Source organism: Streptomyces spongiicola, assembly GCF_003122365.1.
GTDB classification, from domain to species: Bacteria; Actinomycetota; Actinomycetes; order Streptomycetales; family Streptomycetaceae; genus Streptomyces; species Streptomyces spongiicola.
The window spans coordinates 5,661,858-5,680,131 of record NZ_CP029254.1; the positions used below are offsets into that span (position 1 = coordinate 5,661,858).

An 18,274-nucleotide genomic window follows, 5' to 3' on the forward strand; every position below is an offset into this window, starting at 1 on the left:
CTGTGTCGTCAGATTCCGTTGGTCGTGACGCTCGCATGACGCTCGCGGCGCGCGTGGACTCTCCGATGAGGCGGGAAGGCCTATCTGACCTGCAGTTTCCCGGATGCGGTTCCGACTGACGTCTTTTCGATGACGCACCACGTGGAGTGAGTGGCGATCCTGGAGCCTGCCGAGAAGGGCCTCTGACACGGAAACAGGCAGCAGGTCAGGGTGGGGCGGGCAGGGTTGGGTGCCCGGCGGCCGTGCTGGTCGCCGGGTGTGCTGGCTCTGGTCGTTCAGGCCGCGCCTTCCAGAGGGCTGAGGCAGCGCACCGAGACCACCACCACGCAGAAGCAGATCCTGACCGCCCTCGGACTGACCGAGCCGCCCCGCGTCTTCGAAGCCACCCCAAGCCCCTGACCAGCACGTTTCCCTCCGCCTCGTGGCACGCCCCGTCCCTGGGTGAACAGGCATTTCCGCAGGTCAACGCCATGATTCACCGACTAGAGCGCCCGCACCTCAGCGGAACCCAGGCTCCGCTGACGCCGTCGCGGTCTGAGGTCTTGAGTGGCTGGTATCACCTCGCCACCCAGATACCAGCCCGGTATCATTCCTGTATGGCGATGACACTCCGACTCCCCGACGACCTTGACGCGAAGCTCACCGAGCGAGCTCGTCGGGAGTGCCGAAGCAAGCAGGAACTTGCCATTGAGGCCATCCGTGAAGCCCAGGATCGGGCCGAGCTGAAGGTCGATGACGTTCTGGCCGAACTCATGGACAGTGATGCGGAGATCCTGGACTACCTGAAATGACCGACATCCGCTATGTCCAGATCGACGAGATCCTGGCCATCGCTCGTATGGTCACCGATACCGAACACAGCGTGCGTGACATGGGACTTTTGGTGTCAGCGATCGAACGGCCCCGGATGAACGTGTTCGGGGCCGAGCTGTATCCCACGCTGCATGAGAAGGCGGCGGCACTGCTGCACTCCGTCGCCCGTAATCACGCGCTGATCGACGGCAACAAGCGCACCGCCTGGCTTGCCATGCGTGTCTTCCTGCGGCTCAACGGCGTCAGCGCCAGTACCGCCCCGCCGCCCGTCTCCATTGCCGGCCCGTTCGTCGAGGAAGTCGCGCAGGACAACATCGATGCACCGGCCATCGCCAAGCGTCTGTCGGTCTGGTTCCCCGTTTCCTGAGGGAGTGTCTAATCAACGGCGTCTCCTTGATCATCAGATCCGCCGTTGATTAGACACTCCCGTGTGTTTCTGGCTCAACGGCGACATGTTGACGATGTCAACGCATTGTGTAGATCGCCGATCAATGCCGTCGTGTACGCTCGTGGTATGGGTAACGTGGACGGTGACTCGCCGGACCGGCTCGTTTCCGGCTCGGAGCTTGCCCGCTTCGCGGGGGTGACACGGGCAGCGGTTTCCAATTGGCGTCGACGCCACGGCGATTTCCCGCTGCCCGCGGGTGGCGGTGTGAACAGTCCCCTGTTCTCCCTCGCCGAGGTGCGGGCGTGGCTGGACCGGCAGAACAAGGGGCACGGCGTCTCCGACGAGGTGCGGCTCTGGCAGGCGCTGCGGGCCGCCTACGGCGAGGAGAGCGTGGCCGCCGTCGCCGACGTGGCCCGGCATCTGGCCGGCGCCGAGCCCGCGCCGGATCTCCCGGACGACGCGGCCGGACTGGCCGGCCTGCTCGCGCGCGAGGCTTCGGCCGCCGCCGTCGTCGAAGGGCTGGTCGCGAGGATCACCGATGCGGCAGGCAGGTCCGGCTCGGACCATGTCACCTCGCGGCGGATCCTTCGAGCCGTGCGGCACTACGGAGGAGGCTTGCGCGAGGGCGCCACGGTGCTGGATCCCTCCTGTGGCATCGGCAGCCTCCTGCTCACCATGGGATCCGCCGCCGAGACGAAACGATTCGGGCAGGAACGGGACCCCCGCCGGGCCCGCCTCGCTCAGCTCCGCGCAGACCTCGCCGGACACACGGATTTCGTCGTCACCGCGGGCGATTCCCTCCGTGCGGACCGGCTGCCGGAGGTCCGGGCCGACCTGGTGGTCTGCGACCCGCCGGTGGCCGTCGCCGAATGGGGCCGGGAGGACCTGCTCCTCGACACGCGCTGGGAGTTCGGTACACCCCCCAAGGCGGAAGGCGAGCTGGCCTGGCTCCAGCACGCCTACGCCCGCACCGCGCCCGGCGGGCGGGTGCTGATGGTGATGCCCGCCTCCGTGGCCTACCGCAAGGCCGGCCGCCGGATCCGGGCCGAACTCGTACGGCGCGGCATCCTCACCCGGCTCATCGCCCTGCCCGCGGGTTCGGCGGCCTCACACGCACTCCCCGTCCATCTGTGGGAGCTCACCCGGCCGTCGGCCACCGGCACGGCGCCCGGATCCGTGCGCCTCGTGGATCTGACCGCCAACCAGCCGGACGGGCCACTGGACCCGGCCCCCCACCAGGTGGCGCAGGTCCCGGCGGTCGAGCTTCTGGACGACGCCGTCGACCTGACTCCCGGACGCTACGTGCGCGCGGCGCACCGCGACTACCGGGCCGAGTACGAAGCCCTGAGGGCCCGGCTGGAGGACCGGCTCGCCGGACTCGCCGAGCTCCTGCCCGTGCTCGCGGAAGGGGCGGGAACCGCGGCGCTTGAGGCGCCCACGGTCAGCGTGGGAGAACTCGCCCGGGCCGGTCTGGTCGAGTGCGGCGACGACGACCTCAGATCGGCGAGCGACCAGCTGGACGACGCCTACCTGCGGGGGTTCCTGCGCAGCGCGGCGAACACCAGGCGCTCGACCAGCGCCAGCGGCACCTACCGCTTCGACGCCCGCAGCGGCCGGGTGCCGCAGATGGACATCGAGGCCCAGCGCCGTTACGGGCGTGCCTTCACGGCGGTCGACGCCTTCGACGAACGCATCCGAGAGCTCGCGGAACTCGGCCGTGAGGCGGTGGAGCTCGCCCGCGACGGACTCGGCAGCGGCGGACTCCTGCCGCCGGCCGACCCCACCGGCTGACCTCCCCGCCCGTCCACCGGGCGGCGGGCGGGCGGCGGGTGGGCGGATCAGGCCGCGGAATCCGCCGCCCGCGGAAGGAACGGGCTCGACGCCCCGGTCCAGGACACATACAGCGCCTCCCTGGCCCGGGTGCACGCCACGAACAGCAGGCACCGCTCGCGCAGCAGGTCGGACTCGTGCTGCAGCGCGTCGACCGACGCGGGCGTGACCTCGCGGGCGAACGGCAGGGACCCCGCCGTGACCCCGAGCACCGCCACGCAGCGGAACTCCAGCCCCTTCATGGCGTGCATGGTCGCCAGCCGCACCCCCTCCGCGTCCGGACCCGGGTTGTCCCGCACCCGCACCACCGGGATGCCGGCCGCCGACAGCTTTTCGCGCACCCTGCCCAGCAGCAGGTTGAACCGGGCGCACACACCGATCTCGGAGGGACGCACACCCTGCGCGATCCACTCGCGGATCCGCTCCACCAGCGCCTCGACTTCCGCCTGCTCGGAGCCGGACCGCTCCGCCCGCGGACGGCGGCCGTGCAGGACCGAGCGGTACCCGGCGAGGCTGTCCGAGCCCGCACCGCCGAGGTCCTCGACCGCCACCGGCGCCAGGATGCCCGTCGACCAGCCGAGGATCTCCTCCGTGCTGCGGTAGTTGATCCGCAGCCGGCTGGTCCGGCCGGTCACCGAGATGCCCAGTGAACTCAGCGACACCTTGGAGTCGTAGATCCGCTGGTGCGGGTCCCCGGTGATGAACAGGTCGTCGTTGCCGTGCGCGACCGCGCCGCGCAGCACCCGCCACTGGGCGGGGTGCAGGTCCTGGGCCTCGTCCACCACCACATGGTCGTACTGCGGCGTCCCGTCCGCCAGGAGCCGGGCGGCCCGTGTGCAGACCCGCAGGTGCGTGGTGGTGTTCTCCCCGGCCAGGATCGCCTCGAACAGCTCCACGGCCGGCCACAGCTGCTCACGGCGAGCCGCGGACAGCGCGGTGCCCCGTCCGCGGCGCAGGGCCGTGCGGTAGCCGTCGAGGTCCCGGATGTCCTGGGCCAGGACGACATGCCGGTACTCCTGCGCGAGGAACTGCTCCGACCACGGCAGCCGGAGCCGCTTCAGCACCCGCTGCCAGACCTGCCGCTCCTCGCGGTCCCCGACAGGCGCGGGTGCCCGGCCGCCCTGCCCGGCCGTGATCCGGTGCGCGAAGGCGTTCACCGTGGTCACGTCCACCCGGGCCAGCAGCGCCTCGTCGCCGTCGAGCAGCAGGGACAGGTTCTCGCGCAGCGCCTGGGCCAGGGCGTTGGTGTAGGTGGTGAGCAGGATGCGGGTGCCTGGGGACCGCGACAGCAGATGCTTCACCCGGTGCAGGGCGACCACCGTCTTGCCGGTGCCGGGTCCGCCGGTCACCTGTACCGGGCCGCCGTACGACACCCGGTACGCGACCCGGCGCTGCGAGGGGTGCAGGAACACCCGCCAGGCCGCGAACGGCTTCCGCAGGACCTCGGTCAGCTCGTCCGCGCCGGTCACCAGGGTGATGCGGCTGGTGGTGTTGGCGATGGCCTCGGCGAGGCTGGCGTCCGGGTCGGGGCCGGGATCCGCGGGCCGGCGCACCGCCACGACGTCCCGGTACACCTCCTCGGGGCTGAACCCCTCGGCGAGGTACTGCAACGCCTCGAACTGGTCCTCCGGCAGCAGGGTGCCGAACGCGTCCAGCTGCGGCTTGTCGATCACGGTCCGCACGGCCCGCAGCACCTGCTCGTCGATGCCGAGATCCCGCAGCACGCTGTCCGAGTACTGGCCGAACAGCAGCCGAGGGGCCTGGGCGGCGGCCTTCTCCAGGGCGGGGGTCAGCTGCTCGATGGCGGTGACGTTGCGCACCTCCAGACCGCGGGTGGCCTTGTTCGTCGTGTACAGCCGCTTGGCGGCCCAGGTGTACGCGTCGTCGTGCGGCACCACGTTGACCAGGAGGAACACATCGGTGCCGTCGTCGGGCGCGAGGACCACGCCGCGCCAGAAGTCGTTGATGCGGATCGTCCGCATGCGCGGGTCGCGGGCGTTCTGCACGGATTCCAGGTGCAGTCCCTTGTCCGTGTGCAGCTCGGGCACCGTCAGCTGCTGGAACTTCCGCATGGCCTTGCGTACGCCGGCTTTGACGGGCCGTTCCAGGACGTCGTAGCTCTCCCAGAAGCTGTTGGCGAAAGCGAGCTGCGGCACGGCCTGACTCCCCACCACGGGCGGACACTCACCGGCCGATCATACGGGCGGGTCAGCGCCCATCTTCCGGGACAGGGAGCCGATTTCGGCCAGCAGTCCGGCCGGATCCTGGTCGAGATCGAGGGCGTGCTGGTGCAGCCGGATCCCCGCGTGCCGCACGGTGTGGGCGGCGTGCGGGGCGTTGCCCCTGGCGTAGACGAGGTGTCCTTCCGGCAGCCCGAGGGCCGTGCAGTAGGCGAGCATCTGGTAGAGGTCGGAGTCCGGGTATCCGTCCCGCTTCCCCGCCTTGTACTTGGCATCGGCGACCACCGCGGGTGTGCCGGCCACGTCATAGGCCACGAAGTCCGGTCTCATGCGGATCGCGTCCGCCTCGTCGAGATGCTGCGGGTCCTGGAGGCGGCAGGTGAGGCCGGAGCCGCGCAGGGCCTCGCAAAGGGCGGTCGTGACGAAGTCCTCGAAGAGCTTGTTCATGTCGAACAGGAAGCCGTCGATGGCCAGTTCGCCAGGGGTGTGCTCGGGGGAGGAGCCTTCCAGGACGGCCCGGGCCAGGCGCAGGGCGGGCCGGTAGCGCGCGTTGAGCCGGCTCGGCTGCCAGGAGGGCGGCCGGCGGCCGCGTACGAGCGGGCTCACCCCGGCGAGCCGGGAGCGCTGGTGGAGCAGCCGGCGGCGCACGGCCCGCGGTATGCCGGGCAGGCGCAGCAGGCGTTCGACGGCCGCTCGCAGGAGGCGGTTCTCGGCGATGTCGGCGGTGAACTCGTCGTACCTGACCTCGACGGGCAGCACCGCCCCGAAACGGCGCCGGACCTGGTCCGCTTCCCGGATGCGGCCGCGCACGACGAGCGCGCTCTCCTCGGTCGCGCGGTAGCCCTGGAGCGGACCCCGCCGCAGGGCCCGGTCGACCTGGCGCTCGACGGCGTGGGCGAGCGCGGGCAGCAGGTCGCGGTGCTCGCCCACGTCGACCTGCCCGTCCCGCCAGGCGCCCGTCGGATCGAGGCTGTAGCCGAGCAGGAACAGCAGCCGGCCCACCGGCACCTTGGGGGTGATGCGGACGGTGACCGGTTCACCGCCGGGCACACCGACGGCCACGGCCCCGACCTTGCTGCCGGCCCGCAGCAGCCAGCGCCCCGGGGTGTAGGGGTCGGGAGACGCCTCCACGATCCCGGCCGAGGCCAGGGCCCGGCCGGCCGCGTCGGGCAGGGTGTGCCCGGTGGCCGGGGCGTGCTCGACGAGTTCGACGGCCGTGGTCACGCGCCCGGCTCCGGCAGCGACCGGCGCAGCGCCGTCAGCCCGTACCTCTTCTCGATGTCGATGCCCTCGCCGTAGTGGTGTTCCTCCAGCAGGGGGAGGATCTTCGTCCGCCAGGTGCGCTCCAGCCCGCCGTCCCGGTACACGCCCTTCTTCATCAGGTACGACGGCCCGACCCGGAAGTCGGGGTCCTCGATACGGGCGTTGAGGGCGTCGAGGAGGCCGGCCGGTTCGGCGTCCCTCCCCTGTGCGTCGAGCCACCGCCGCAGCAGACCGCTGGTGGGCTCGGTCCCCGGGGACAGCTCCACGAACGCGAACCGGCGGCGCATCGCCGCGTCCACCAGCGCGATGGAGCGGTCCGCGGTGTTCATGGTGCCGATGACGAACAGGTTCGGCGGGAGGGCGAAGTCGTCACCGGAGTAGGTCAGCCGGACCGACTTGTTCCGGTACTCCAGGAGGAAGTACAGCTCGCCGAAGACCTTGGCCAGGTTGGCCCGGTTGATCTCGTCGATGATCAGGAAGTGCGGGATGTGCCGGTTGCCCTCGCGGGAGGCCAGGTCCGCCAGCTCCCGCAGCGGACCGGCGGTGAGCCGGAAGGCGACCTCCCCGGTCTCGGGGTGCTCCTGGGGCCGGAAGCCCTCGAAGAAGTCCTCGTAGGAGTAGGCCGGGTGGAACTGGACGAGCTTGACCTGCTCGGGCCCGCCGCCGAGGAACTCGGCGAGCTTCAGCGCCAGATACGTCTTCCCCGTGCCGGGCGGCCCGTACAGCACGAGCTGCCGGTCGTCCGCGAGCAGGTCCCGCACCTCGCGCAGCCACGCCGTCTCGTGGACGAGCAGTTCGGCGGCCAGCTCGTCGGTCGGCTCCGGCAGCTCCGGGTCCCGCCGCACGGTGATCGCGGGGATCGCGGGGATCTCCACGCTCGGATCGCGCTCTACGGCCACGGCCGCGTCGGCCAGCTCCTCGTCGGAGAGCCCGAGGCCGTCGATGGCGGCCTGCACGGCGGTCAGTTCCACCACGTCGTGCTGGGCGGACAGCTTCTGCTGGAGGGCCTCGGGCAGCTCGTCGTACGGATGCCCCTCGTCCTGCCAGGTCACCGGGCGGCGCAGGTTGGAGCGGTGGTCCTCGGACTCGATCTGCTCGACCGCGCCGGTGATCTCCCCGACGTAGAGCCGCCCGCCGGAGATGGTGCACACCGTGTCGCCGGGCTTCATCCGGGACAGGAACGCGTGCAGCTCCTCCACCAGGTCCTGCTTCTGGCTGTACGTCGCCGTCGCCTCGTAGTCCTCCCGCACCAGGACGCGGACCTCTTCCTTGCTGAGGCCCGGCGCCACGCCCTGCCGCAGTCGGGCGGCGGCCAGGCTGACGCGCCCCTCGGGCAGCCACATGCGCCGCACGAGGTCGACCCCGGTGGCGTTGGAGCCGCGGACGAGCCAGGCGCGGTCGGGGCCCCCGGAAGCGCCCGGAAGGAAGTCGGCGAGGGGCCTGCCGTCCTCCGTCTTCCAGACCAGCCAGCCGTTGACCGCACTGCCCATGAGGACGGCGCCCGCCTCGGACGGGGAGTTGAACGTGATCATGCCGGCGGTCTCCAGCCAGCCGGGCCAGGTCCGCGACGGTGTGATCCGGCCTTCCGCGAGGAGCTGTTCGCGCAGCCGATGGGCCGAGCGGACCTGCTGGAACGACGGCACGACGTCCGGGCGGACGGGCTGTCCGGCCAGGACGGCGAACCGGCGGCTGCCGTTCGTCCCCCTCTCGTCGGTGTGACGCCCGCGCGCCTCCGGCCCGCCGTTCGGCAACCGCAGGCGGAACTCCGGGTATCCCGGGTATCCCGGGCATTCGTCCGCTGTCGGCATGAGCCCCCCTCGCTCTTGTTCCGGTCGGTCGGATCACTCGCGGCCAGCGTACGGGCCCCCACCGACAGTGAGGGCCCGGACTGCCAGGGCTCCGGATCGTGCTCGCGCGGGTCGTCCCGGGGCGGCATCGCCTCCCGGGCGAGCGGACCGGGTGAGGACGGCGTCCCCGGGGGCGTAGCCGGCGGGTGCCGGGTGCTGTCCGCCGGGGCGAGCCCAAGGCGGCGCGCCTTCCTTGATCAAAGGCGTCCTCCGGCCGTGTGTCCGGAGGGGTCAGTGGCGCCCGGGCGGGAGGTCGACCTCGGCCCACACGGTCTTCCCTCCCGGGGGATGGGGCTCCCAGCCCCAGCGGTCCGCGTACGCGGCGACGAGGACCAGGCCGTGGCCGCCTCCGTCCGGGTGGTCGGCGAGGGGGCGGGAGGGGGTGGGCAGCCGCTCGCCGCGCGCGTCGGTGACCTCGATGCGCAGTGCCGGGGCGGCGGCGGTCACGAGGGGCGCGGGGGCGGCGGGCGTGATGCGCAGCCGGAGCCGGAAGTCGCGGCCCCGGACCCGGCCGTGGCGCACGGCGTTCGCGGCCAGTTCGGCCACCAGCAGTTCGGCACGTTCGGTGACTTCGCCTGGGAGGTGCCAGGTGCGGAGTTCCGTCATCGCGAGCAGCCGGGCGAGGCGGGCGCCGCGCCGGGTGGAGGACAGCAGCTGGGAGAAGGTACTGGTGCGGCCCGCCATGTGGGGGGTGGTGCGGTTCATGGGGCCACGGTGGCGGTGGCGCACGCTGTGCCGCGAGAGGCGCACCCCGTACGCGCAGTCAGCGTACGGGCACACAGGGTGGACGGTACGGTGAACTGGCTGTCACGCTAGGTGAGTCCGGTGCGGGTGGGTCCCGCGGGTACGTACGGGGAGGTGACCGCGGATGACGGTGGTCGAGAGCGACGTGGGCGACGTGGGCGAGGTGTGCGGGGACGGGGAGCGTGAGCCGGACCCGTCGGACAGTCTGCGGACGTTCGGGGCGGTGGTCCAGGCCCTGCGGGAACACGCGGGGCTCAGCCGGGTCGAGTTCGGGACCCGGGTCCGGTTCTCCAAGCACACGGTGGAGTCGGTGGAGCTGGGCCGGCGGATGCCGGACGAGGCGTTCGTGGAACGGGCGGAGGAGGCCCTGGGGAACACGGGCGCCCTGCGGAAGGCGGCCCGGCACCTGTCGCGGGGCGAGCCGGGGCTGGCGGCGTGGTTCCGGCGGTGGGCGCGGCTGGAGAAGAGGGCGGTGAGCCTGTGCACGTACGAGTGCAGGCTGGTGCCGGGGCTGTTGCAGTCGGAGGCATATGTGCGGGCCGTGTTCGACAACAGCATCCCGCTGCTGACGGACGAGCACGTGGAAGCGCAGGTCGCGGCCCGGCTGGACCGGCAGCGGATGCTGCGCGAGCGGCCGCACGTTCCGTTCAGTTTCATCGTGGAGGAGTCGGTGTTTCGGCGGAGGCTGGGCGGGCGCGAGGTCATGCGGACCCTGCTCGATCACGCGCTGGAGCACAGTGCACCGCGGAATGTGACGCTTCAGGTGGTGCCCCTGGATGCGGAGTCGCACTCGTGCTTGGATGGACCGCTGCAACTGTTGGAAACGCTGGAGGGGAAGCGACTTGCCTATTCCGAGGGGCAGCAGAACGGGCGGCTGATCAGCAGTCCACAAGAGGTGAGCCTCCTTCACCAGCGCTATGACACACTGCGCTCGCAGGCCCTAACTCCCCAAGAATCGCGGGGCTTGCTGGAGAGACTGCGAGGAGAGCTATGAGCGCGACGGAACTCGTGTGGTTCAAGTCCAGCTACAGCGGCACCCAGGGCGACAGCTGCGTGGAGGTGGCCACTACCGAGCATGCCATCCACGTGCGGGACTCCAAGGACCTGACCCGCCCAGCCTTCACGGTCGGCCGCGAAGGGTGGGGGCGGTTCGTGCGGTACGCGGTCGATCACTGATCGCGTGGCCGAGGCCCTCAGGTGCGGGTGTTGCGCATCTGCGGGCCGAGGAGCCGATGTAGAGGCGGCTGGTCTTCGGGCCGTCGTCGTAGAAGTGCAGGCGCGGTGCCATGGTGTTGCCGGAGCCGATCCGCAGGTGTGCCTGCATGAACTTGCTGGAGAGACTGCGAGGAGAGCTATGAGCGCGACGGAACTTGTGTGGTTCAAGTCCAGCTACAGCGGAACGCAGGGAGATGACTGCGTGGAGGTGGCCGCTACCGAAGAGGCCGTCCACGTGCGGGACTCCAAGGACCTGACCGGTCCAGCGTTCGCGGTTGGCCGCGAAGGCTGGGGGCGGTTCGTGCGGTACGCCGCACGCGGCTGAGCCCTTGACGGGTCCAGCCGCGTGTCGCGGCAAGGGCTCCGCTGGATGCTTCTTCTGCTATGAACGGGCTCAGTGTTGGCGGGACAGCCTGTAGCGGGCTGCTCGCAAGTTGCTACATCTGCCAGTAGTACCAGGCTGCGGCAGCGCACATGAGGATGACGGCAAAGACGAACTTCGAACTGACGGACAGATCAAGGGCGAGATGGTGATCAACGATCACGCGGAGCGTTCGTCGGCCGCGGTCGCTGCGGAGGGTGATTGCGACGTGCTTTTCCCTGCGCGGCTTGTCAGATGCTGCCGCGTCGTGGTTCTCGGTCATCAGTGACCCTCTCTGGCGGTGGCTGGTGGTGGCTGCGTCTCGGTAACGGTGGTCGCTGCGGCAAGCTGGCGCTCCTCTTGCTTGAGAGGAGGAGGAGGAGGCCAGGGGCTCCCGCTGGGAGCCCCTGGCCTGATGAGAGGAGATCACACGACTTGAAGATGTGTCAACTCTCGTACTCTGTACCGAGTTTGTCTATTCCGGCCGGTTCATGGCGGAGGCCGTGGCCGGGGGGTGGAGTGAGAGGCGATGTGTAGTCCTCGCCGTCCACGAGCGGGTTCTCCATGCTGAGCCCGGCTGCGGCCATGCGGTCGTACTCGGTGAGGACGAGGCGCTTGGTGCGGTACTCGCCGTACTTGGCGATCTCGTTGTTCTTCAGACCGCCGTTCTCGGTCTGGAAGGACTCCAGGATGTAGTCGGTGTCCTCGCGGGAGACGCCGTAGAGGTGGAAGAAGTAGGCGTCCAGCTCGGCGCGGAGATGGGCGCGGCGGTCCTCGTTCCATGTGAAAGGGGCGCCGGTGTCGCCGAGATCACGGGCTAGCGGCTCCATGTCCCAGGCGGTGTAGACGAGCTCAAGGGTGCGAGGAGTAAGGAAGTGAGCGTGCTTGGAGAGGTCGTCGGGACGCGGAACGGGAAGCTGCTTCCAGGTCATTAGTCCCATGTGGATGCCGCCGATCTTTTGGCGAGCCACGAAGTCGAATACGAGGGAGCTCTGGGCCGCCACCATGGTAGCCGTGCTGACCGCAACGGTTCCGGGGAACATTAGCGGCAATGTTTCAACGACGGCCCCTTGCGGAAGGAAGGCGGGGATTGCTGTCCGCTCGTCAGTGGCTCGGGCGATGTTACGCCAGCCCAAGAGCCATGAGGGCCCCCAGCCCAATTCCTTGAGCCGTTCGGACACGCCAGGTACCAGGGTGTTTTTTCCCTTCCTTCGTACTGAGACGTGTCCTTCATTTTGAATCCAGAAGCGAGGCTGGTTATAGGCGTAAGGGTCCTGCTTGTCGTTCAGCGGGATGCGTTCGAAATCGTTGTTCCCGAAATTGGTGTACCGGTTCCAGCGGTGATCGAAGAGATGGACCATCTTGCCGTCGTACTGTGCCAACATCCTCGACTCGGCTCGCACGAATGCGTCACCATCAAGCGCCCAGCCATCGCCAAGCAGTTGGGCTCGGTTGCGGAACAGGTCAGAGTCGTCAGTCGTGTTGAAGAGATTCTTGAACGTGACGCGCCATAGGTTGCCGTCAGGTCGCTCTTCGTGCACGAACACTGGTACACGGCTTTGGATGGCTACGGTGAGATCGGCGTCCCTTCGAGTTCGGAAGAGCGGCAGGGTCCCCGTGTTCGGGTTGATGAGAGCGATTTCCTCAGGCGAGAGTTCGAAGACTGCCCGTCCGCCGTCCAGCTCGTCCGGGTGTCCCAGGAAGAACGCGAACCTCGCTGCGTGCTCGGTCAGGTCGCGGCCCGCGAGGGAGATCAGCGAGAACTGGTAGCTCGCATGCACCGCCGGGAACAGCTTCTCCCGCTTGCCGTTCTCGAAGTCGTACAGGTGCTTCACCGCACCACGCCGGGTCAGGTCCTGGAAGAGGAACTGTGCGCCCGCACCCGTGGCGATCTGCGTCGGGACGACCGTTCCGCAGCGCCCCTGCGGGGCCGTGATGGAAACGAATCGCTCCGTGAACAGCTGGTCGGTCTGGAGGGAGTTGACCCCCTTGACCGACAACCCCTTCCGTAGCAGCGGATACGCCCCCGACGAACCCAGAAACAGGAAAGAGGACTTGACCCTGCGCCGCGCCGCCGCGTAACGGGCGCCCTCCTCCTCGTGTTCGGCCGCCCATGCCGCGATCGCCGTACGGCGCGCCGTGCCCGAGATCTCGGCCAGCTTCGGCTCGATGACGCTGAAGTACTTCTTGTCCTCGAAGTCGACCTTGTCCCACGGCGGGTTCCCCAGCACGCAGGCGAAGCCGCCGCCCCACCCCGTCACCGGGTCCACCCCCGGAGCCGACGCGTCGTCGGGGACGTCGAAGACGTCGGGGAACTCCAGGTGCCAGTGGAAGAAGCGGTACTCCTCGCTCAGGCGGGCGATCTCGTGGTGGGTCTCCTCCAGGGTCCCCGCCCCCTCGGGGCTTTGGAGGGCGAGGAAGACGCGCTGTGTGACCGGGGCCGGTGCGTCGTCGGTCTTCTTCCACATGAACGCCGCGCACCACGCGTCGGCGAGCTTGTGGGCGTCGCGGTTCTCCGGGGAGTCCTCCCAGGCGCGGTAGCGCTCGGCCAGGGCGCGGACCTGGGCGACACCGTCAGTGGGGGCGTCGTCCATCAGCCGGCGCAGCTCGGTGGCGAAGGCGGCGTTGGTGACGCTGACCTCCTCGTCCATCGCCGCGTCGAGGGTGACGACGCCCTTGTGCTGGTCCTTGTTCGCCTTCAGCCAGCGCGTGGCCACCGATTTGTCGTCGCCCTCCACCGGCTTGAACGCCTCGTCCGGGATGCCGCCCCGCAGCAGCTTCGGCGTGGCGCCGATGAGTCCGTTGCCGTGCTTGACGTGCGCGTCGAGGAAGCCGAGGGCCTTGCCGGGCTCCAGGGCCTCCATCCACAGGGAGACCTTGGCCAGTTCCACCGCCATCGGGTTGAGGTCCACGCCGTAGACGCATCTGGCGATGACGTCGTGCAGGGCGTGCCGGATGCTCTCCGGGGTCGGCTCGGGCGTGCGGTCGCGTACGGCCGCCACCCGCTTGGCGATGCGGCGGGCCGCCGCGACCAGGAAGTGGCCGGAGCCGCACGCCGGGTCGCAGACGGTCAGGGACAGCAGCTCCCGCTCGACGGCTTCCCGTGCGTCGGGCTGTCCGGCCTCGGCCGCCGCTGCCTCGCCGCGCTTCTGGGCGTCGTCGATGACCGGGTCGAGCGTGGAGTCGAGGAGGACTTCGACCAGGGAGCCCGGGGTGTAGTACGAGCCTGTCTTCTTACGCTCGTTGCCTGCCCGGTTCACCAGCTCGAAGGTCTGTTCCGTGGCGCTGTACTGGGGGACCAGTTCGAGCAGGGACTCGTAGATCACGCCGAGTTCCTCGGCGTCCAGGGTGCGGTAGTCCACGCTCCGCCACCGCTTGGCCTCGGTGTCGAAGACGACCGACAGGTGGCGTACGCCTGCCAGCAGGTGCCGGTTCGACAGGGACAGGCCCTTGAGCGGGGCGTCCGCGGCCGTGTCGTCGAAGAGGCCGCCCAGGCCCGGGAGGCCGAGTTCGGGGCGGCCTCTCTCGTCGCCGAGGGCGTCGAGGACCAGACGGAGGGCCTCGTACCGGTCCGAGTGGGAGGTGCCCTGGCGGCGGCGGGCCTGGTCGCGCAGGCGGGCGGTGGAGAAGTAGTCGGCGTAGCGCTTGCGGGCCTCCGGGCCGGCCTCCGGGTCGTGCAGTGCCTCGCGGTCCTCGGCGACGAAGACGAACAGCAGGCGGTACACCAGCCGCAGCAGGGCCGCGTGGTAGGTCTCGCGGTCGAAGTCCGCGCGCAGGGCGGTGTTGGCGGGGTGCTTGAGGAAGCCGGTGCCGAGCTGCTTGAGGGCGAGCCGGACGCCCTCGCCGATGTCGTCCAGGAACCGGGCGCCGAAGCGGAGCGCGGCGTCCCGCCACAGCTCCAGCCGGCAGCCGCGCTGCCCCGCCCCGCCCTCGGCCGGGGGCTCGAAGCGGGAGGCGTGCAGGATCCGGTACAGCAGGACGAACTCGTGGAACAGCTCGCCGTCGAAGATGGCTTCGAGGTCGAACTCGACGTACGAGGTGGTGGCCAGGGCGTTGGAGTCGCGGAGCAGGCGCAGCCGCCGGCCGTTGGTGAGGAGGGCCCACAGGTGGGGTTCGGTGCGGTTCAGGGCCTCCTGGAGGAGCGACTGCGGGGCCGGGCTGCCGGCGGTCCGGCGCTTGTCGAGGGAGGCGTTCCACGGGGTGCGGTGGACGAGGGTGTGGTCGCGGCGGTGGGTGACCGGGAAGGTCTTGGTGCCGTCGGCGGCGGGGATGCCGTCGGCGCCGACCGCCGTGAGGTGGCCGAAGCCCAGGGCCTCGAACAGCGGGTCCAGCCAGTTGGGTCCGGCGTAGCCGGTGGTGTCCGGGGGTACCGAGGACTCGGGCGCGTACGGCAGCTTCTCGCGCAGCTCCAGCCAGAGCCCCTTGAGGTTGTCCCAGTGGCGCTCGGCCTCGTCCCGCACGGTGCGGGAGCCGGCGATCCGGTAGTCGGCCGGAGCCATGCCCTTGAGGTCCTTGGAGACCCGGCCCTCGGAGATGCGGAGCAGCATGTCGGCCGGCAGCAGCGCGCCGACCGTGTGGACGGCGGTGAACACCTGGTTGCGGGTGGTGGCGGACATCAGGCGGACGCTCCAGGGGCGGCAGGGGCGGCAGGGGCGGCAGGGGCGGCAGGGGCGGCAGGGGCGGCGGGGTCGGCGGGGTCGGCGGGAAGGTAGACGTAGACGCCGAGGACGTCGGCGGGCTTCTGGGCGGTGACCGTCAGGCCGCGGACGATGTCCCCGGACGCGGCGCGCACCCGGCGGTGGGAGGCGTCGAGTTCGGCGGCCAGCTCCTCGCCGTATGCCGCCAGGTGCTCCGACACCTCGGGAAGCCGCCCGAGGACGCGGTTCATGGTGCGCTCGCCGAAGTACGCGTCGGTGTTCGCTGAGGCGGTGGCGTCCAGCAGGGCGGTCGCGTCCTGCTGCGGCAGCCACACCGCGTTCTTCGGGGAGCCCTGGAAGGCCAGCAGGCGGGCGTCCTCCGCGATGAGCTGCTTCTCCCCGCCGCGGGAGGGCAGGGTGAGGTGGAAGCGGTACCGGACCAGCAGGAGGGTGGTACGGGTGGTGACCGCGTCGGTGGTGATGACGCCGCAGCGGCGGGCCGGGCGGGGGCCCTCGGCCCGGGGGTCGAGCGCGGTGTTCAGGACGTGCGCGGCGAGGGCGCCCACCACCGGGTCGGTGCGGACCAGGGCGGCCTCGCCGCGTCCGGTCGCCGGGTCGGTGCGGAAGGGGACCGGGCGGTCCCGGTCCACCGTGTCCGTGCCGACGAGCGGGGCGAGCGCGTCCCGCAGACCGGCCGGAGTACCGCCGACCTGGGCGGTGAAGTCCTCGCCTGTGCCGCGCAGCACGGCGTTCAGCGCCTGAAGGGACTGGCGTACGAAGGTGCGGATCTCGCCGGTGCCGCCGAGGGCGCCGCGGAGGGCGACGACCTCGCGGGCCACCTCCTCGGGGTGGACGGCGCGCTGCGCGAACATCGAGCGGGACGCCTTCTCCCGCTCCGCCGCCGAGTTCCAGTCGTTCTCCAGTTTCGCCGTGCCGGCCTTGAACGCGTCCGCGCCGAACAGTGCGCCCTGGTCCTCGCGGCCGCGCATCAGCAGCCATTCGACGATCGCGTCCGTGACGCCCGTCGACATCTCGTCGGGTACGGAGACCGAGATGCCGAGGTCCTTCTTGATCTGGCGGTGCTTCTTGATCAGCACTTCCAGGACCTTGCCGTCGATGCCGTTGTCCGCACCGTACAGGGTGATCACGCGGACCTCGTCGCGGCGCTGGCCGTACCGGTCGACGCGGCCCTCGCGCTGGTCGTGGCGGGTCGGGTTCCAGGCCAGGTCGTAGTGGACGACCGCGTCGAAGTAGTGCTGGAGGTTGACGCCCTCCGACAGGCAGTCGGTGGCGATCAGCACCCGGCGGGCGGCGGGGTCGTCCCCGGCCGCCTCCGCCAGCCGGTCGATGCGCTCCACGCGCTGCTGCGGGGAGAGTGTGCCGGTGACGGCCTTGACGACGGTGTTCGCGCCGAGCGGGGAACGCTTCTTCCTGCCGTCCTCGGTCGTCCGCTCACCCAGTTCGGCCTCCAGGTACTCGGCCGTGGGGATGTAGCGGCAGAAGACGATCGGGTGGTAGCCGTCCGCGAGCAGGGCCTTGAGGTGCTTGACCAGTGCCTTCAGTTTGAGGTCGTGCTCCGTGCCCTGAAGGGCCGTGGCGCGCTGGGCGAGTTCGGCCAGGCGGCTGCCGGCCGCCTCCCCGGTCTCCGCGCCCGGCGCCACGTCCATGCCTTCCAGCGTGTCGCTGTCCGAGGCGTCGCTGTTGAGGGGGGCGCCGAGCCGGTCGGCCTCTTCCGGGGAGCCGGCCACCGCGGCGGCCGAGCGGGTGCTCAGGGTCTTCGCGGCCGCGCGCGGCGAGGACACCAGGGAGCGCAGCAGGGCGATCGCCGACCACCAGGCGATCCTGGCCTCGCGCTTGCCCTGGCCGCCGGCGGCCTCGACCCGCTCGCCCGCGTACGCGATGGCGTCGTCGAGCAGGGCGCGGTAGGCCGGAGACAGCTTGTACGTTTCGTCCTTGAAGGAGCGGTCGGTGGGGAAGGCGGTCCGCTCGGCGAGACTGTCGTCGCCGAGCCCGTCCTCCCTGGTGAGGTACTGGCGTACGTCGGCCCGCTTGCGGGCCACGAAGTGCCGGGCGAGCTGCTCGCGTCCGGTCCTGGACTCCAGGTCCACGGTGGCGAGTTCGGGCTTGACCAGGCCCAGCAGGTTGCGGAACGCGGACTCCTTGCCGCTGTGCGGGGTCGCCGTCACCAGGAGCAGGTGCCGGTCGGGGTCCTTGGCGACCCGGCACAGCAGTTCGTAGCGCAGCTGGTTCTGGGCGCCCGCGGAGGTGTCGTCCGCGGCGACACAGGTGTGGGCCTCGTCCACGATCACCAGGTCGGGGCAGTGCCGGACGAAGTCGTCGCGGTGCCGGGGGGACTTGATGAAGTCCGTGGACACGATCACGTTCGGGTGGCGGTCGAAGAGGGACTGGCCGAGGTCGAGGCCGCGTTCGAGGCGGGAGACGGTGGAGGAGAGGACGAGTTCGGCGTCGATGCCGAACTTGGTGCGGAGCTCCTGCTGCCACTGCTCGGCGAGGGCGGGGGAGCACAGGACGGCCAGGCCGGTGGCCTCTCCCTGGGCGAGCAGTTCGCTCGCGATCAGGCCGGCCTCGACGGTCTTGCCGATGCCGACGTCGTCGGAGATCAGCATGCGGACCGTCTTCTGGCGCAGCGCCATCAGCAGCGGCACCAGCTGGTAGGCGCGCGGTTCGACCGCGATGCCCGCCAGGGAGCGGAACGGGCCGGCGCCCGAGCGGAAGCCGATGCGCAGGGCGGTGCGCAGCAGGCCGGCCGCGCGCTGGTCGCCGAGGTCCGCCGGTTCGGGGTCGGCGAACCGGGCGGGCTCCACCTCCTCGAAGGAGGGGAAGACCGCGGCGATGTCGTCGTCCGTACCGCCCAGCGGGCGCAGCACCAGCAGATCGGGCTCGCTGTCCGGGAGCACCACCCATTCCCGGCCGCGGGCGGTGACCAGCGATCCGGCGGTGTACGTGAGTGCCATGTCTGTCGTCTCGTCCTCGGG

At 70.5% G+C, this 18,274-nt stretch carries 14 protein-coding genes; 7 read left to right on the forward strand and 7 right to left on the reverse strand.

Features of this window, described 5'->3' with window-relative positions:
* The first annotated feature begins 258 nt into the window (after positions 1-258).
* From DDQ41_RS31440 to DDQ41_RS24755, 4 genes are all read left to right on the forward strand, one after another.
* Positions 259-399, forward strand: a complete 141-nt coding sequence (locus DDQ41_RS31440; protein WP_162602723.1) for a hypothetical protein — start codon at positions 259-261, stop codon at positions 397-399.
* A gap of 197 nt (positions 400-596) precedes the next feature.
* Positions 597-791, forward strand: coding sequence for a ribbon-helix-helix protein, CopG family (locus tag DDQ41_RS24745; protein ID WP_109296453.1), 195 nt, complete (start codon positions 597-599; stop codon positions 789-791).
* On the forward strand, positions 788-1,180 hold the full coding sequence (locus DDQ41_RS24750; RefSeq protein WP_109296454.1) for a type II toxin-antitoxin system death-on-curing family toxin: 393 nt from the start codon (positions 788-790) through the stop codon (positions 1,178-1,180). Before DDQ41_RS24745 ends, DDQ41_RS24750 begins: the two co-directional genes overlap by 4 nt.
* Positions 1,181-1,327: 147 nt before the next feature.
* Entirely contained in the window at positions 1,328-2,992 is a 1,665-nt protein-coding gene (locus DDQ41_RS24755) for an N-6 DNA methylase (RefSeq protein WP_109296455.1), read from the forward strand.
* A gap of 47 nt (positions 2,993-3,039) precedes the next feature.
* Here the strand turns inward: DDQ41_RS24755 and DDQ41_RS24760 are convergent, their stop codons facing one another.
* The 4 genes from DDQ41_RS24760 to DDQ41_RS24775 form a co-directional block, all read right to left on the reverse strand.
* Positions 3,040-5,187 (reverse strand): DEAD/DEAH box helicase, encoded by a 2,148-nt coding sequence (locus tag DDQ41_RS24760; RefSeq protein WP_109296456.1) that lies wholly within the window; start codon positions 5,185-5,187, stop codon positions 3,040-3,042.
* Between the two features lie 39 nt (positions 5,188-5,226).
* Positions 5,227-6,435 carry an McrC family protein gene (locus DDQ41_RS24765; protein WP_109296457.1) on the reverse strand — a complete coding sequence of 403 codons (1,209 nt, stop codon included), beginning with the start codon at positions 6,433-6,435 and terminating at the stop codon, positions 5,227-5,229.
* The gene (locus DDQ41_RS24770) at positions 6,432-8,282 is read right to left on the reverse strand and encodes a DUF4357 domain-containing protein (protein ID WP_109296458.1); all 1,851 of its coding nucleotides are present in this window, start codon (positions 8,280-8,282) and stop codon (positions 6,432-6,434) included. Before DDQ41_RS24770 ends, DDQ41_RS24765 begins: the two co-directional genes overlap by 4 nt.
* A gap of 270 nt (positions 8,283-8,552) precedes the next feature.
* Positions 8,553-9,026: an ATP-binding protein gene (locus tag DDQ41_RS24775; RefSeq protein ID WP_109296459.1), complete on the reverse strand. Its 474-nt coding sequence runs from the start codon at positions 9,024-9,026 to the stop codon at positions 8,553-8,555.
* 163 nt (positions 9,027-9,189) lie between these two features.
* On the opposite strand from DDQ41_RS24775, the gene DDQ41_RS24780 reads away from it, so the two are divergent.
* The 3 genes from DDQ41_RS24780 (at position 9,190) to DDQ41_RS24790 (ending at position 10,605) form a co-directional block, all read left to right on the forward strand.
* The gene (locus DDQ41_RS24780) at positions 9,190-10,059 is read left to right on the forward strand and encodes a helix-turn-helix domain-containing protein (protein WP_109296460.1); all 870 of its coding nucleotides are present in this window, start codon (positions 9,190-9,192) and stop codon (positions 10,057-10,059) included.
* The gene (locus DDQ41_RS24785) at positions 10,056-10,241 is read left to right on the forward strand and encodes a DUF397 domain-containing protein (RefSeq protein ID WP_109296461.1); all 186 of its coding nucleotides are present in this window, start codon (positions 10,056-10,058) and stop codon (positions 10,239-10,241) included. The genes DDQ41_RS24780 and DDQ41_RS24785 overlap by 4 nt, the downstream gene beginning before the upstream one ends.
* A 178-nt stretch (positions 10,242-10,419) precedes the next feature.
* Positions 10,420-10,605: a DUF397 domain-containing protein gene (locus tag DDQ41_RS24790; RefSeq protein ID WP_109296462.1), complete on the forward strand. Its 186-nt coding sequence runs from the start codon at positions 10,420-10,422 to the stop codon at positions 10,603-10,605.
* 112 nt (positions 10,606-10,717) lie between these two features.
* On the opposite strand, the gene DDQ41_RS31445 is transcribed toward DDQ41_RS24790, so the two are convergent.
* The 3 genes from DDQ41_RS31445 to DDQ41_RS24800 all read right to left on the reverse strand — a co-directional run bounded on the left by DDQ41_RS31445 (position 10,718) and on the right by DDQ41_RS24800 (position 18,253).
* On the reverse strand, positions 10,718-10,924 hold the full coding sequence (locus DDQ41_RS31445; protein WP_162602724.1) for a hypothetical protein: 207 nt from the start codon (positions 10,922-10,924) through the stop codon (positions 10,718-10,720).
* Between the two features lie 163 nt (positions 10,925-11,087).
* Positions 11,088-15,257, reverse strand: coding sequence for an Eco57I restriction-modification methylase domain-containing protein (locus DDQ41_RS24795; protein WP_109296463.1), 4,170 nt, complete (start codon positions 15,255-15,257; stop codon positions 11,088-11,090).
* Positions 15,257-18,253 carry a DEAD/DEAH box helicase gene (locus tag DDQ41_RS24800; RefSeq protein WP_109296464.1) on the reverse strand — a complete coding sequence of 999 codons (2,997 nt, stop codon included), beginning with the start codon at positions 18,251-18,253 and terminating at the stop codon, positions 15,257-15,259. The genes DDQ41_RS24795 and DDQ41_RS24800 overlap by 1 nt, the downstream gene beginning before the upstream one ends.
* Between the last annotated feature and the right edge of the window lie 21 nt (positions 18,254-18,274).

Excerpts from the sequence above, each read along its gene's own strand:
- DDQ41_RS24745 (WP_109296453.1), top strand. The coding sequence starts at position 597 with ATGGCGATGACACTCCGACTCCCCGACGACCTTGACGCGAAGCTCACC.
- DDQ41_RS24750 (WP_109296454.1), top strand. The coding sequence starts at position 788 with ATGACCGACATCCGCTATGTCCAGATCGACGAGATCCTGGCCATCGCT.
- DDQ41_RS24755 (WP_109296455.1), top strand. The coding sequence starts at position 1,328 with ATGGGTAACGTGGACGGTGACTCGCCGGACCGGCTCGTTTCCGGCTCG.
- DDQ41_RS24770 (WP_109296458.1), bottom strand. The coding sequence starts at position 8,282 with ATGCCGACAGCGGACGAATGCCCGGGATACCCGGGATACCCGGAGTTC.
- DDQ41_RS24775 (WP_109296459.1), bottom strand. The coding sequence starts at position 9,026 with ATGAACCGCACCACCCCCCACATGGCGGGCCGCACCAGTACCTTCTCC.
- DDQ41_RS24780 (WP_109296460.1), top strand. The coding sequence starts at position 9,190 with ATGACGGTGGTCGAGAGCGACGTGGGCGACGTGGGCGAGGTGTGCGGG.
- DDQ41_RS24785 (WP_109296461.1), top strand. The coding sequence starts at position 10,056 with ATGAGCGCGACGGAACTCGTGTGGTTCAAGTCCAGCTACAGCGGCACC.
- DDQ41_RS24790 (WP_109296462.1), top strand. The coding sequence starts at position 10,420 with ATGAGCGCGACGGAACTTGTGTGGTTCAAGTCCAGCTACAGCGGAACG.
- DDQ41_RS31445 (WP_162602724.1), bottom strand. The coding sequence starts at position 10,924 with ATGACCGAGAACCACGACGCGGCAGCATCTGACAAGCCGCGCAGGGAA.
- DDQ41_RS24795 (WP_109296463.1), bottom strand. The coding sequence starts at position 15,257 with ATGTCCGCCACCACCCGCAACCAGGTGTTCACCGCCGTCCACACGGTC.
- DDQ41_RS24800 (WP_109296464.1), bottom strand. The coding sequence starts at position 18,253 with ATGGCACTCACGTACACCGCCGGATCGCTGGTCACCGCCCGCGGCCGG.